At 51.5% G+C, this 14458-nt stretch carries 15 protein-coding genes; 11 read left to right on the forward strand and 4 right to left on the reverse strand.

What is annotated here, in order from left to right; genetic code table 11:
- Nucleotides 1-15 precede the first annotated feature (15 nt).
- Both dpiA and dpiB read right to left on the reverse strand, forming a co-directional pair.
- Entirely contained in the window at nt 16-696 is a 681-nt protein-coding gene (gene dpiA / locus C4F37_RS02490; protein WP_000126500.1) for a two-component response regulator DpiA, read from the reverse strand.
- On the reverse strand, nt 665-2323 hold the full coding sequence (gene dpiB / locus C4F37_RS02495) for a sensor histidine kinase DpiB (protein WP_000939721.1): 1659 nt from the start codon (nt 2321-2323) through the stop codon (nt 665-667). The genes dpiA and dpiB overlap by 32 nt, the downstream gene beginning before the upstream one ends.
- A gap of 378 nt (nt 2324-2701) precedes the next feature.
- On the opposite strand from dpiB, the gene citC reads away from it, so the two are divergent.
- The 11 genes from citC to uspG all read left to right on the forward strand — a co-directional run bounded on the left by citC (nt 2702) and on the right by uspG (nt 11785).
- On the forward strand, nt 2702-3760 hold the full coding sequence (citC, locus tag C4F37_RS02500) for a [citrate (pro-3S)-lyase] ligase (protein ID WP_000467705.1): 1059 nt from the start codon (nt 2702-2704) through the stop codon (nt 3758-3760).
- Nucleotides 3761-3774: 14 nt separating this feature from the next.
- Complete coding sequence (gene citD / locus C4F37_RS02505; RefSeq protein ID WP_000700703.1) at nt 3775-4071, forward strand: citrate lyase acyl carrier protein; 297 nt, start codon at nt 3775-3777, stop codon at nt 4069-4071.
- Complete coding sequence (gene citE, locus C4F37_RS02510) at nt 4068-4976, forward strand: citrate (pro-3S)-lyase subunit beta (RefSeq protein ID WP_000622357.1); 909 nt, start codon at nt 4068-4070, stop codon at nt 4974-4976. The genes citD and citE overlap by 4 nt, the downstream gene beginning before the upstream one ends.
- 10 nt (nt 4977-4986) lie before the next feature.
- A complete protein-coding gene (citF, locus tag C4F37_RS02515) occupies nt 4987-6519 on the forward strand; it encodes a citrate lyase subunit alpha (RefSeq protein ID WP_000192238.1) in 1533 nt (510 codons plus the stop codon).
- Between the two features lie 3 nt (nt 6520-6522).
- Nucleotides 6523-7074 (forward strand): citrate lyase holo-[acyl-carrier protein] synthase, encoded by a 552-nt coding sequence (citX, locus tag C4F37_RS02520; RefSeq protein WP_000550401.1) that lies wholly within the window; start codon nt 6523-6525, stop codon nt 7072-7074.
- On the forward strand, nt 7049-7927 hold the full coding sequence (citG, locus tag C4F37_RS02525) for a triphosphoribosyl-dephospho-CoA synthase CitG (protein ID WP_000062474.1): 879 nt from the start codon (nt 7049-7051) through the stop codon (nt 7925-7927). Before citX ends, citG begins: the two co-directional genes overlap by 26 nt.
- 50 nt (nt 7928-7977) lie before the next feature.
- Nucleotides 7978-9441: a citrate/succinate antiporter CitT gene (citT, locus tag C4F37_RS02530; protein WP_000050328.1), complete on the forward strand. Its 1464-nt coding sequence runs from the start codon at nt 7978-7980 to the stop codon at nt 9439-9441.
- 113 nt (nt 9442-9554) lie between these two features.
- Entirely contained in the window at nt 9555-10361 is an 807-nt protein-coding gene (rna, locus tag C4F37_RS02535) for a ribonuclease I (protein ID WP_001331992.1), read from the forward strand.
- Between the two features lie 229 nt (nt 10362-10590).
- Nucleotides 10591-11001, forward strand: coding sequence for a nucleoside diphosphate kinase regulator (rnk, locus tag C4F37_RS02545; RefSeq protein ID WP_000089731.1), 411 nt, complete (start codon nt 10591-10593; stop codon nt 10999-11001).
- A 142-nt stretch (nt 11002-11143) separates the two neighbouring features.
- Nucleotides 11144-11233 (forward strand): small membrane protein YldA, encoded by a 90-nt coding sequence (gene yldA, locus C4F37_RS28335; RefSeq protein ID WP_001287361.1) that lies wholly within the window; start codon nt 11144-11146, stop codon nt 11231-11233.
- A 123-nt stretch (nt 11234-11356) separates the two neighbouring features.
- Entirely contained in the window at nt 11357-11785 is a 429-nt protein-coding gene (gene uspG / locus C4F37_RS02550; protein ID WP_001295855.1) for a universal stress protein UspG, read from the forward strand.
- Nucleotides 11786-11905: 120 nt separating this feature from the next.
- Here the strand turns inward: uspG and ahpF are convergent, their stop codons facing one another.
- Nucleotides 11906-13471, reverse strand: coding sequence for an alkyl hydroperoxide reductase subunit F (ahpF, locus tag C4F37_RS02555; RefSeq protein ID WP_032141769.1), 1566 nt, complete (start codon nt 13469-13471; stop codon nt 11906-11908).
- A 170-nt stretch (nt 13472-13641) separates the two neighbouring features.
- Nucleotides 13642-14205 (reverse strand): alkyl hydroperoxide reductase subunit C, encoded by a 564-nt coding sequence (gene ahpC / locus C4F37_RS02560; RefSeq protein ID WP_000052796.1) that lies wholly within the window; start codon nt 14203-14205, stop codon nt 13642-13644.
- Nucleotides 14206-14458 lie beyond the last annotated feature (253 nt).

Consider the following 14458-nt stretch of genomic DNA (forward strand, 5'->3'; position numbering starts at 1 on the left):
TCCGGCTTTATCATGTCACCCACTGTGGTATATGCGTTGCGGTCTGCCAACTTTGCCGTGAACAATTTCAGCAATAATCAGATGGCGGCTGGCGCAATATTCAAGATAACGCCTGGCAGTGGTGCGGCTGATGGTCAGTGCCTGCGCCACCGTTTCTGCCGTATGTTGCACACCAGGCTCTTTGAACAGTTTTCGCACCGCGTTTAGCGTCAAGGGGTCAATGCCGGTCGGCAGTTCGTCTTTGGGTTCACCGCGAGCATAGGCATTAAACATCTCATCAATTTGCTTCTGGCTGGCGCTATCAATACTTTCCAGCATATGTTTACGCTGGCGGAAACGGGTTAGCGTTTGCCCCAACCGTTCATAGGCAATGGGCTTAATGAGATAATCAAATACACCACAACGTACGGCTTCAGACACCGTTTCCATATCGCTGGCTGCAGTGGTAAACACCACGTCGCCGGGATAATGCGCCTGCACCAGTTCATGCAGTAAATTAATCCCTCTACCGTCAGGAAGATAGTTATCAAGCAAGATTAGCCCCGGCTTAAAACGCTCGATCATCATTCGGGCCTGCGCCAGGTTTCCCGCCAGTAATATCTGGCTGAATCCGGGAATGTGACGAATATATTCCGCATGCATCTCTGCCAGCGGCGTTTCGTCCTCAACGATCAATAGGGTTAATGGAGCTGTCATTAGGTTTCACTTTCGGAATATAGATTGAAAATAAGGTACCGCAGGGATCATTATCTTCGAGAGTGATAACACCACCGCAGCGCGTTACGTAGCTGGCAATCAAGTACAACCCAATGCCATGTTCACCGGGCTCGTCAGCACGCGTACTGACACCCTGCTCAAATATTTTGTCTCGTAGAGACTCTGGAACGCCGCAGCCCTGATCGGCGACTTCAATCACCACATCATCGCCTTCATCGCTGAGGAATAATTCAACGATCTTGTTTCCTTCATCGCTACGCAGGCTTGCTTCGAAGGCGTTATCAAGTAAATTGCCAACAATGGCTGCAAACTCGGTGCTGTCCAGTCCTGGCGGCAGTTGCGAAAGCTGGCTACCTGGGACGATGACCATTTTTAGCCCCAGTTCGCGGGCGCGCTGCACTTTACCAAAAAGCAGCCCCGCCACCTGGCGATCGGCAAACGCCTCACGCAGGCTGTCAATAAGCTGTTGCTGGGCCTGAGACTCCCCCTGCACCATCGCCAGCACGCGATCATACTCTTTCATCTGCAACAGACCATTGAGCGTCGACATCCAATTGAGATGCTCGTGTCGCAATGTACGAAGGCTCTCGACGTATTGTTTAATTTGCGTCAGTTGCGCATTGAGGGTGGAAATTTCGTCTTTACTACGAAAGCTAATAATGGCCCCCAGTAAATCATCGCCAGAACGAATAGCTTCCCGGTTGGCAATAACGCTCAGACCGTTAAAGTTCGCCACCACATCCTGACGTTTTTCATCAATCTGTTCGGTAAAGAAATCGGCGGGCCTGACCACTTCAGCAATGGGTTTACCCAACCATTGCCGTCCGGGGGAGCTCAGCCCCAGCATCTTTCTTGCGTTACGATTGATGGCGGTAATGTACCCGTGCGGATCCACCGCAATCAGCCCTTCATAAACCGAACTAAACAGCGCCTCTTGCTGACGGACTACGCGAGCGATTTGCTTTGGCTCCATGCCCATCATCTGCCGACGGATATGCGCGGCCAGGAACCACGACAGCAACATCAAAATCCCTAACAGCACGACAAACACGCCTGCCATCGGTAATAAAAACTCAGCCCGCCAGCTATCGATTTTACTCACCAGGTAGCCAATCGACACCACGCCGATGACTTTTCCATCGTCATCAAAGATTGGCGTTTTGGCACGCATCGCCATGCCAATTGACCCTTTCCCGGTGATGAAGTAGCTCTCCCCTTTCTCCAGCGCGCCCGGTTTGGTGAACTGCATAGGATAACCAATTTTCTCCGGATTAGGATGGTAAAGACGAATCGAGTGCCGATCGCCAATCACCACATAATCGAAATCAGTATCTCTTTGTAATTTGTCAGCGATGGTCGCCAGCCTCTTGTAGTCACGCGTTTTCACTGCACTGATGATACTGTCATTAGAAGCAATAATTTTTGCCTGATTCATTGCCATGTCGCGCACATGAAGCGTTAAATAGTCCTCAAAACTGGCTGTAAAATATTGCGCCAGGGCTGCAATGACAAATATTGAGAACACCAGAATCAGCAAAAAGATACGCAGCGGAAATGCCAGTCTTTGGAAAAATGCAAACTGTTTATTCTCTTTAAGCTGCAACATTGTTTTCCTTGCGGGTGGTCCCGAGCCTCTTTGACGGATGTAATTAAAATGTTGAATCAAAATACATAGATATTAAATATGATCGTGGCAAATTTTATTCATTAAATCAATTAAATCACTTAAACCTGCGGGTTATTTCGTAATTACATTAGTTAAAAAACTTAAAACCATTAAATAAATAAAAAACCACTAACTCTATGTGAAATAAATCAAAATTTCACGCCGAAATACTCCTTAGGATGTATAGCGAAAGGAGAAAAAGATATACCTCGATCGCCCCCTTTCTCCCAAGTGAAAATAAAAGGTTATCAATTTGCAACATTGAACAACATTCGTTGCAAATCGATAACAACATGCACCTTCAGGATACTATTTATTATGTTCGGCAATGATATTTTCACCCGCGTAAAACGTTCAGAAAATAAAAAAATGGCGGAAATCGCCCAATTCCTGCATGAAAATGATTTGAGCGTTGACACCACAGTCGAAGTATTTATTACCGTAACCCGCGATGAAAAGCTTATCGCGTGCGGTGGAATTGCCGGAAATATTATTAAATGCGTTGCTATCAGTGAATCCGTTCGCGGTGAAGGACTGGCGCTGACATTAGCCACTGAACTGATAAACCTCGCCTATGAGCGGCATAGCACGCATCTGTTTATTTATACCAAAACCGAATACGAGGCGCTGTTCCGCCAGTGCGGTTTTTCCACGCTGACCAGCGTACCCGGCGTGATGGTGCTGATGGAAAACAGCGCCACGCGACTGAAACGCTATGCCGAATCGCTGAAAAAATTTCGTCATCCAGGGAACAAGATTGGCTGCATTGTGATGAACGCCAATCCCTTTACGAATGGTCACCGTTATCTGATTCAACAGGCTGCGGCACAGTGCGACTGGTTGCATCTGTTTTTAGTCAAAGAAGATTCTTCACGCTTCCCCTATGAAGACCGGCTGGATCTGGTGTTAAAAGGCACCGCCGATATTCCACGCCTGACTGTGCATCGCGGCTCCGAATACATCATCTCCCGCGCTACGTTCCCTTGCTACTTCATTAAAGAACAGAGCGTCATTAACCATTGTTACACCGAAATTGATCTGAAGATTTTCCGTCAGTACCTCGCTCCCGCGCTGGGTGTAACTCACCGCTTTGTCGGTACTGAACCCTTTTGTCGCGTTACTGCCCAGTACAACCAGGATATGCGCTACTGGCTGGAAACACCGACTATCTCCGCACCGCCCATCGAACTGGTTGAAATTGAGCGGCTGCGTTACCAGGAGATGCCGATATCCGCTTCCCGGGTACGTCAACTGCTGGCAAAAAACGATCTCACGGCTATCGCGCCGCTGGTCCCTGCAGTCACGCTGCATTATTTGCAGAACCTGCTTGAGCACTCCCGCCAGGACGCGGCAGCTCGTCAAAAGACCCCCGCATGAGAAACAGGTGAAAAATGAAAATAAACCAGCCCGCCGTTGCAGGCACCCTTGAGTCTGGGGATGTGATGATACGCATCGCCCCACTCGATACGCAGGATATCGACCTGCAAATCAACAGCAGCGTTGAGAAACAGTTTGGCGATGCAATTCGCACCACCATTCTGGACGTTCTCGCCCGCTACAACGTGCGCGGCGTACAGCTGAATGTCGATGACAAAGGCGCACTGGACTGCATTTTACGTGCACGACTGGAAGCCCTGCTGGCACGCGCCAGCGGTATCCCGGCTCTGCCATGGGAGGATTGCCAATGATTTCCGCTTCGCTGCAACAACGTAAAACTCGCACCCGCCGCAGTATGTTGTTTGTGCCTGGTGCTAATGCCGCGATGGTCAGCAACTCCTTCATCTACCCGGCTGATGCCCTGATGTTTGACCTCGAAGACTCCGTTGCATTGCGTGAAAAAGACACCGCCCGCCGCATGGTTTACCACGCGCTGCAACATCCGCTTTATCGCGATATTGAAACCATTGTGCGTGTAAACGCGCTGGATTCCGAATGGGGTGTTAACGACCTGGAAGCCGTCGTTCGCGGTGGTGCGGACGTTGTGCGTCTGCCGAAAACCGATACCGCTCAGGATGTTCTGGATATCGAAAAAGAGATCCTGCGTATCGAAAAAGCCTGTGGTCGTGAACCCGGCAGTACCGGCCTGCTGGCGGCGATTGAATCTCCGCTGGGCATTACCCGCGCGGTAGAAATCGCTCACGCTTCCGAGCGTTTGATCGGTATCGCCCTCGGTGCAGAAGACTATGTGCGCAACCTGCGTACAGAACGCTCCCCGGAAGGAACTGAACTGCTGTTCGCTCGCTGCTCCATTTTGCAGGCCGCGCGTTCTGCGGGTATTCAGGCGTTCGATACCGTCTATTCCGACGCTAACAACGAAGCCGGATTCCTGCAAGAAGCCGCCCACATCAAACAGCTGGGCTTTGACGGCAAATCGCTGATCAACCCGCGTCAGATTGATCTGCTGCACAACCTCTACGCACCGACCCAGAAAGAAGTGGATCACGCCCGCCGCGTCGTAGAAGCCGCTGAAGCCGCCGCTCGCGAAGGCCTCGGCGTGGTTTCCCTGAACGGCAAGATGGTGGACGGTCCGGTTATCGATCGCGCCCGTCTGGTGCTCTCCCGTGCAGAACTTTCCGGCATCCGCGAAGAATAAGGCAATCAAAATGACGCAGAAAATTGAACAATCTCAACGACAAGAACGGGTAGCGGCCTGGAATCGTCGCGCTGAATGCGATCTTGCCGCTTTCCAGAACTCGCCAAAGCAAACCTACCAGGCTGAAAAAGCGCGCGATCGCAAACTGTGCGCCAACCTGGAAGAAGCGATTCGTCGCTCTGGTTTACAGGACGGCATGACGGTTTCCTTCCATCACGCTTTCCGTGGCGGTGACCTGACCGTCAATATGGTGATGGACGTCATCGCGAAGATGGGCTTTAAAAACCTGACTCTGGCCTCCAGCTCCCTGAGTGATTGCCATGCGCCGCTGGTAGAACACATTCGCCAGGGCGTGGTTACCCGCATTTATACCTCTGGCCTGCGCGGTCCACTGGCGGAAGAAATCTCCCGTGGTCTGCTGGCGGAACCGGTGCAAATCCACTCTCACGGCGGACGTGTGCATCTGGTACAGAGCGGCGAACTGAATATCGATGTGGCTTTCCTCGGCGTCCCGTCCTGTGATGAATTCGGTAATGCCAACGGCTACTCCGGTAAAGCCTGCTGCGGCTCCCTCGGCTATGCAATGGTTGATGCCGACAACGCAAAACAGGTCGTGATGCTTACCGAAGAACTGCTGCCTTATCCGCATAATCCGGCAAGCATTGAGCAAGATCAGGTTGATCTGATCGTCAAAGTTGATCGCGTTGGCGATGCTGCAAAAATCGGCGCTGGTGCTACCCGTATGACCACTAACCCGCGCGAACTGCTTATTGCCCGTAGCGCTGCGGATGTGATTGTTAACTCTGGCTACTTCAAAGAAGGTTTCTCCATGCAGACCGGCACCGGCGGCGCTTCGCTGGCGGTAACCCGTTTCCTGGAAGACAAAATGCGTAGCCGCGATATTCGCGCCGACTTCGCCCTCGGCGGTATTACCGCAACGATGGTTGATCTGCACGAAAAAGGTTTGATCCGCAAACTGCTGGATGTGCAGAGCTTTGACAGCCATGCTGCGCAATCGCTGGCCCGTAACCCCAATCACATCGAAATCAGCGCCAACCAGTACGCTAACTGGGGGTCGAAAGGCGCAGCGGTTGATCGTCTCGACGTGGTGGTACTGAGCGCGCTGGAAATTGACACCCAGTTCAACGTTAACGTGCTGACCGGCTCTGACGGCGTACTGCGTGGTGCTTCCGGTGGTCACTGCGATACCGCGATTGCCTCTGCGCTTTCCATCATCGTCGCGCCGCTGGTACGCGGTCGTATTCCGACGCTGGTGGATAACGTGCTGACCTGCATCACCCCGGGCTCCAGTGTCGATATTCTGGTCACAGACCACGGCATCGCTGTTAACCCGGCACGTCCGGAGCTGGCAGAACGTCTGCAGGAAGCGGGGATCAAAGTGGTTTCTATTGAGTGGCTGCGTGAACGTGCGCGTCTGCTGACCGGTGAACCACAGCCGATTGAATTCACCGACCGCGTCGTTGCCGTTGTGCGTTACCGCGATGGCTCGGTGATCGATGTTGTGCATCAGGTGAAGGAATAAGCCATGCACCTGCTTCCTGAACTCGCCAGCCACCATGCGGTGTCAATTCCCGAGCTGCTCGTCAGCCGGGATGAAAGGCAAGCACGGCAACACGCCTGGCTCAAGCGCCATCCTGTTCCACTGATCTCCTTTACCGTGGTTGCGCCTGGGCCGATTAAAGACAGCGAGGTCACACGCCGAATTTTTAATCATGGCGTGACAGCCTTGCGTGCCTTAGCCGCAAAACAGGGCTGGCAAATTCAGGAGCAGGCTGCACTGGTTTCCGCCAGCGGGCCGGAGGGCATGTTGAGCATTGCCGCCCCGGCTCGCGACCTCAAGCTCGCCACCATTGAGCTTGAACATAGTCATCCTCTCGGGCGGTTATGGGATATCGATGTCCTGACGCCCGAAGGCGACATTCTCTCCCGCCGCGATTATTCACTGCCGCCTCGCCGCTGCCTGTTGTGCGAGCAAAGCGCAGCTGTTTGCGCGCGTGGAAAAACCCATCAACTGACCGATTTACTCAACCGCATGGAGGCGCTGCTAAACGATGTCGATGCCTGCAACGTCAACTAAAACCACAAAGCTTGCGACGTCATTAATCGATGAGTACGCCCTGCTGGGCTGGCGCGCCATGCTGACTGAAGTCAACCTGTCACCGAAACCAGGCCTCGTGGATCGCATTAACTGCGGTGCGCACAAAGATATGGCGCTGGAAGATTTCCACCGCAGCGCGCTGGCGATTCAGGGCTGGTTACCCCGTTTCATTGAATTTGGTGCCTGTAGTGCAGAAATGGCACCGGAAGCGGTACTCAACGGATTACGCCCAATCGGTATGGCTTGCGAAGGTGATATGTTCCGCGCCACTGCGGGCGTAAACACGCATAAAGGAAGCATTTTTTCTTTAGGGCTACTGTGTGCGGCAATTGGCCGTTTGCTTCAGCTCAACCAGCCGGTAACGCCAACAACCGTTTGTTCTACGGCGGCAAGTTTCTGCCGTGGCCTGACCGATCGCGAACTGCGTACCAATAATTCACGACTGACGGCAGGTCAACGGTTGTACCAGCAGCTTGGCCTTACCGGCGCACGCGGTGAAGCCGAAGCGGGTTATCCACTGGTGATCAACCACGCCTTGCCGCATTACCTCACTCTGCTGGATCAGGGGTTAGATCCTGAGCTGGCATTGCTCGATACCTTGCTCCTACTGATGGCTACCAACGGCGATACCAACGTTGCATCGCGCGGTGGCGAGGGGGGCCTGCGCTGGCTACAGCGCGAGGCGCAAACATTATTAAACAATGGGGGCATCCGAACCCCCGCCGATCTCGATTATCTCCGGCAGTTCGACAGGGAGTGTATCGAACGAAATATCAGTCCAGGCGGCAGTGCCGACCTGCTGATTCTTACCTGGTTTTTAGCACAGATTTAATTATTTAAGCACTTGATAAATTTGGAAATATTAATTTTCGGAGAACCCGTATGTCTTTAGCAAAAGATAATATATGGAAATTATTGGCGCCCCTGGTGGTGATGGGTGTCATGTTTCTTATCCCTGTACCTGACGGTATGCCGCCGCAGGCGTGGCATTACTTTGCAGTGTTTGTGGCAATGATTGTCGGCATGATCCTCGAGCCAATTCCGGCAACGGCGATCAGTTTTATTGCGGTTACTATTTGCGTTATTGGCAGTAATTACCTGCTCTTTGATGCCAAAGAATTAGCTGACCCAGCGTTTAATGCGCAAAAACAGGCGCTGAAATGGGGTCTGGCTGGTTTTTCCAGCACCACGGTATGGCTGGTATTTGGCGCATTTATTTTTGCATTAGGGTATGAAGTTTCCGGGTTAGGCCGTCGTATTGCCCTTTTCCTGGTGAAATTCATGGGCAAACGCACGCTGACGTTGGGTTATGCGATTGTCATTATCGACATTCTGCTGGCACCGTTTACACCGTCCAACACCGCGCGTACCGGGGGTACGGTTTTTCCGGTCATTAAAAACCTGCCGCCGCTGTTTAAATCATTCCCGAACGATCCGTCCGCGCGTCGTATTGGCGGCTATTTGATGTGGATGATGGTCATTAGTACCAGTCTGAGTTCGTCCATGTTTGTCACCGGTGCGGCACCAAACGTGCTGGGTCTGGAGTTCGTCAGCAAAATTGCCGGTATCCAGATTAGCTGGTTGCAGTGGTTCCTCTGCTTCCTGCCGGTTGGGGTTATCTTGCTTATCATTGCGCCGTGGCTTTCCTACGTGCTGTACAAACCGGAAATCACACACAGTGAAGAAGTGGCAACCTGGGCGGGTGATGAACTAAAAACCATGGGTGCGCTGACACGCAGAGAGTGGACGCTGATTGGCCTTGTATTGCTCAGCTTAGGTTTGTGGGTATTTGGCAGTGAAGTCATTAATGCTACTGCGGTAGGTCTGCTGGCAGTTTCGCTGATGCTGGCGCTGCACGTTGTGCCGTGGAAAGACATTACTCGCTATAACAGCGCATGGAACACGCTGGTCAACCTGGCAACGCTGGTTGTTATGGCGAATGGTCTGACCCGTTCTGGCTTTATCGACTGGTTCGCCAACACGATGAGTACGCACCTGGAAGGCTTCTCACCAAACGCAACGGTGATTGTACTGGTTCTGGTGTTCTACTTTGCCCACTACCTGTTTGCCAGCCTGTCTGCGCACACCGCAACCATGCTGCCGGTTATTCTGGCCGTCGGTAAAGGGATTCCGGGCGTACCAATGGAACAACTGTGTATCCTGCTGGTGCTGTCTATCGGTATCATGGGCTGTCTGACGCCTTATGCAACCGGTCCTGGGGTGATTATTTACGGCTGTGGCTATGTGAAATCAAAAGATTACTGGCGTCTTGGCGCAATCTTCGGGGTGATTTACATCTCTATGCTGCTGTTGGTTGGCTGGCCGATTCTCGCCATGTGGAACTAATACGTTCGCCAAACGCTGAATAAATCATCACGCCCGCCAGGTAAGCCCACCTGGCGGGCTTTTTTATGATTTAATAGATAATATTCAGTGTATGTATGAGTTCCACACCCATTATGAAAGCATTCTGGCGTAACGCCGCGTTGCTCGCGGTTTCTCTGCTTCCCTTCTCTTCTGCCAACGCCGTGGCGTTGCAGGCAAAACAGTATGACGATTTTGATCGCTATGTCCTGGCCCTCTCATGGCAAACCGGATTTTGTCAGAGTCAATACGACCGAAATCGTAACGAACGAGATGAATGTCGCCTGCAAACCGAAACGACCAACAAAGCTGATTTTTTGACCGTACATGGTCTGTGGCCAGGATTGCCTAAATCGGTTGCTGCCCGTGGTGTTGATGAACGCCGCTGGATGCGCTTCGGTTGCGCTACTCGCCCAATCCCGAATCTGCCAGAAGCACGTGCCAGCCGGATGTGTTCATCGCCGGAAACCGGGTTATCACTGGAAACGGCAGCTAAACTAAGTGAAGTCATGCCAGGAGCTGGCGGACGTTCCTGCCTGGAACGCTACGAATATGCCAAACACGGTGCCTGCTTTGGTTTTGATCCAGACGCATACTTCGGCACGATGGTACGCCTGAATCAAGAAATTAAAGAGAGCGAAGCCGGAAAATTCCTTGCGGATAATTACGGTAAAACAGTGAGCCGCCGTGACTTTGACGCCGCCTTTGCCAAAAGCTGGGGAAAAGAGAACGTGAAAGCAGTTAAGCTAACGTGCCAGGGTAACCCTGCGTATTTGACTGAAATTCAGATCTCGATCAAAGCTGACGCCATCAACGCTCCGCTTTCTGCAAACTCATTCTTGCCACAACCACACCCAGGTAACTGTGGCAAAACCTTTGTGATTGATAAAGCAGGTTATTAATCCTCTGATTTACAAAACACGCTAATTCGTCTCCCATAAACCATGACGATTAAGATTTATACATAATGCGCTACATTGAGGAATTCCCTGAATGTGACGCAAATCACTTCAAAGAGTGAGCAACAGTCAGTATCATCATGTGAGTTAAACCCTCGCCGCCTGACGGTGAGGGTTTTCTTTTGGGTATGTTTATCTGCGACACTCGCAGTACCGACGACATGGAGTAAAAATGTCCAGACCAACTATCATCATTAACGACCTGGATGCCGAACGCATCGATATTCTGCTGGAGCAACCCGCCTATGCTGGTTTGCCAATCGCCGACGCGTTAAACGCAGAGTTGGATCGCGCCCAAATGTGTTCGCCAGAAGAGATGCCACACGACGTGGTGACAATGAACAGCCGGGTTAAATTCCGCAATCTTAGCGATGGCGAAGTGCGTGTGCGCACGCTGGTGTATCCGGCAAAAATGACCGACAGCAATACTCAGCTTTCCGTTATGGCTCCGGTAGGTGCCGCACTGCTGGGGCTGCGCGTTGGCGATTCCATTCACTGGGAACTTCCGGGCGGCGTTGCAACCCACCTTGAAGTGCTGGAACTCGAATACCAGCCAGAAGCTGCTGGCGACTACCTGCTTTAATCCCATCTGCACAAGCGATAACTCGCTTTGCCCAGAGGATGCACTCGCATCCTCTTTCCGCTCAAATATCAACCAGATTTATCATTTTGCGCTTAAGCGCAGCATTCTAATCTGAACTGGTTATTCATCTGCGGAACCTCATATGAGCGAAGCTCTCGGTATCACTGCATTTTATATATTCATAGCAGCAATTATTGTTGCTGCAGTGCTATACCTTGAACAACGCTGGTAGCGCCTGGTTTTATTTATTTTCCAGCTCAATAGCAAATTCAGATCAAATCAGCCTCGCAAATTATAGATTCATAACCAATAATGTGCTGTTATGTATACATGCAAAAACAAGGAGAGAATGCTTATGTACAAAACAATCATCATGCCAGTGGATGTTTTCGAAATGGAATTGAGCGACAAAGCGATTCGCCACGCTGAATTCCTCGCCCAGGATGACGGAGTTATTCATCTACTTCACGTACTACCGGGGTCAGCCAGCCTGAGCCTGCACCGTTTTGCCGCTGATGTACGTCGTTTTGAAGAGCATCTGCAACATGAAGCAGAAGAACGTTTGCAAACGATGGTCAGCCACTTCACCATCGATCCTTCCCGCATTAAGCAACATGTCCGTTTTGGTAGTGTGCGGGATGAAGTTAACGAGTTAGCGAAAGAACTTGATGCAGATGTAGTAGTGATTGGTTCGCGTAACCCATCAATTTCAACTCATCTGTTGGGTTCTAACGCCTCGAGCGTAATCCGCCACGCCAATTTGCCGGTGCTGGTTGTGCGTTAATTGCCAGAATAAGTCTCCCGCCCTGCCCGGAGCCATCCCTGCAGGGCTTTTTAATGCAATAAAAAAGCCGCCAGGTTTGACCCCGGCGGCTAAGCAATTACAGGTGAATCTTACTTCTTCTTATGCAGTTTTGGTGCGAATCAGGTAGTCAAAAGCACTCAGAGAGGCTTTGGCACCTTCGCCAGTGGCGATGATGATCTGCTTGTACGGAACCGTCGTACAGTCACCCGCTGCGAACACGCCTTTGACGTTGGTTTCGCATTTCGCATCAATGATAATCTCGCCCATGCGATTACGTTCGACTGCGCCTTCCAGCCAGTTGGTGTTCGGCAGCAGACCAATCTGGACGAAAATACCGGCCAGTTCGATGTTGTGAATATCGCCGCTGACACGATCGCGATATTCCAGACCTACGACTTTGCTACCGTCGCCTTTCACTTCCGTGGTTTGCGCATTCAGAATAATGTCGACGTTTTTCAGGCTGCGTAGTTTGTCCTGCAGAACCTGGTCGGCTTTCATTTCTGGCGCAAATTCCAGCAGCGTTACGTGCTCAACGATACCCGCCAGGTCAATTGCCGCTTCCACGCCGGAGTTACCGCCGCCGATAACCGCTACGCGTTTGCCTTTAAACAGCGGGCCGTCGCAGTGCGGGCAATAGGTCACGCCTTTGGTGCGATACTGATCTTCGCCATGAACGTTCATGTTGCGCCATTTTGCACCAGTCGCCACGATAATGCTGCGTGCTTTCAGTACCGCGCCAGAAGCTGTTTCAATCTGATGCAGGCCGCCTTCAACCGCTGCCGGGATCAGTTTGCTCGCGCTCTGGCTGTCGATCACATCAACGTCGTATTCATCAACATGAACTTTCAGCGCACCTGCCAGTTTCTGGCCTTCGGTCTTCGGTACAGAAATGTAGTTTTCGATATCAACGGTATCGAGGATCTGACCACCAAAACGTTCGCCCATCAGACCGGTACGGATGCCTTTACGTGCGGAGTAAATTGCTGCCGCTGCACCCGCCGGGCCGGAACCAACGATTAATACGTCATAAGCATCACGCTTATTCAGCTCTTCTGCCGCACGTTTTTCCGCACCAGTATCAATTTTGGCAACGATTTCAGTCAACGTCATGCGGCCCTGACCAAACTCTTTCCCGTTTACGAACACTGCCGGAACGCCCATCACGTTGCGATCGGTGATTTCGTTCTGGAAGGTGCCGCCGTCAATTGCAGTGTGCTTGATGCGCGGGTTCAGTACGCTCATCAGGTTCAGCGCCTGCACCACGTCCGGGCAGTTGTGGCAAGAGAGCGAGTAATAGGTTTCGAATTCAAAATCACCGTCAATATGGCGAATCTGCTCCAGCAGAGACTGCGCTTCTTTCGACGGATGACCACCGGTCCACAACAACGCCAGTACCAGCGAGGTGAACTCGTGGCCCAGCGGGGAGCCTGCAAAACGTGGTCCCTGGTTGGAACCTGGGTTGGTGATCAGGAAAGACGGCTTACGCACCGGCAAGCTGTTATCTTCTTTAAAGGTGACTTTGTCTGACAGTTCTGCGATTTCAGCCAACAGTTCCTTGATTTCTGCCGATTTAGCGCTGTCATCCAGCGTGGCAATTAACTCAACAGGCTTGGTCAATTTCTCAAGGTAAGCCTTGAGTTGAGTTTTCATATTTGTGTCGAGCATGTTTATCTCCTGGGCTTTAAACATCATCATGCAAGCGGCCTCTGCGGCTAGCTGGATGCAGCTTGCATCATGGTGCGGGGAAGAAAATCGGGTGCCGCAGCACCCGAAGAATTAGGTGAATTTCCGAAGTATCTCGCGCCGGAGTTAGTAGCGCGAAAGACAAAGGAAATTTAGATTTTACCAACCAGGTCCAGAGACGGAGCCAGAGTTGCTTCACCTTCTTTCCATTTAGCCGGGCAAACTTCACCTGGGTGAGAAGCTACGTACTGTGCTGCTTTGATTTTACGCAGCAGGTCAGACGCGTCACGGCCAATGCCTTCAGCGGTAACTTCGATTGCCTGGATGATACCCTGCGGGTCAACAACGAAGGTCGCACGGTCAGCCAGACCTTCATCTTCACGCATGTTGTCGAAGTTACGGGTCAGGGCGCCAGTCGGGTCGCCGATCATCGCATATTTGATTTTAGCGATGGTTTCAGAGCTGCTGTGCCATGCTTTGTGGGTGAAGTGGGTATCGGTAGATACTGCGTATACGTCTACGCCCAGTTTCTGCAGTTCTTCGTAATGGTCAGCAACGTCACCCAGTTCGGTCGGGCATACGAAAGTAAAGTCAGCCGGGTAGAAGAAGAAGACGCTCCAGCGGCCTTCGGTATCTTTTTCGGTGATTTCGATGAATTCGCCGTTTTTGAATGCCTGGTTTTTAAAAGGTTTAATTTTGGTGTTAATCAAGGACATCTATACTTCCTCCGTGTTTTCGATGAGATGTAAGGTAACCAATTTTTGCCGATTCGGCTAATGCGTTTCCATTATCAAATCGATAAGTTTTACCTTACAACCTTCGTAAGACAACTTTGTGAACTTTGCACCGCCAGCGGCGATAAAAAGTAAAATGGCCCCCTTTCCAGGTGACCGTGTAATCTGAACTACCCTTTGGTATCTTCAGCGCCTGCCTGCAGGCTGAGGTGTTGCCCTTACAAATGCAACAACG

The sequence above is a fragment of the Escherichia sp. R1 genome (assembly GCF_003000935.1).
Classification (GTDB): domain Bacteria; phylum Pseudomonadota; class Gammaproteobacteria; order Enterobacterales; family Enterobacteriaceae; genus Escherichia; species Escherichia coli.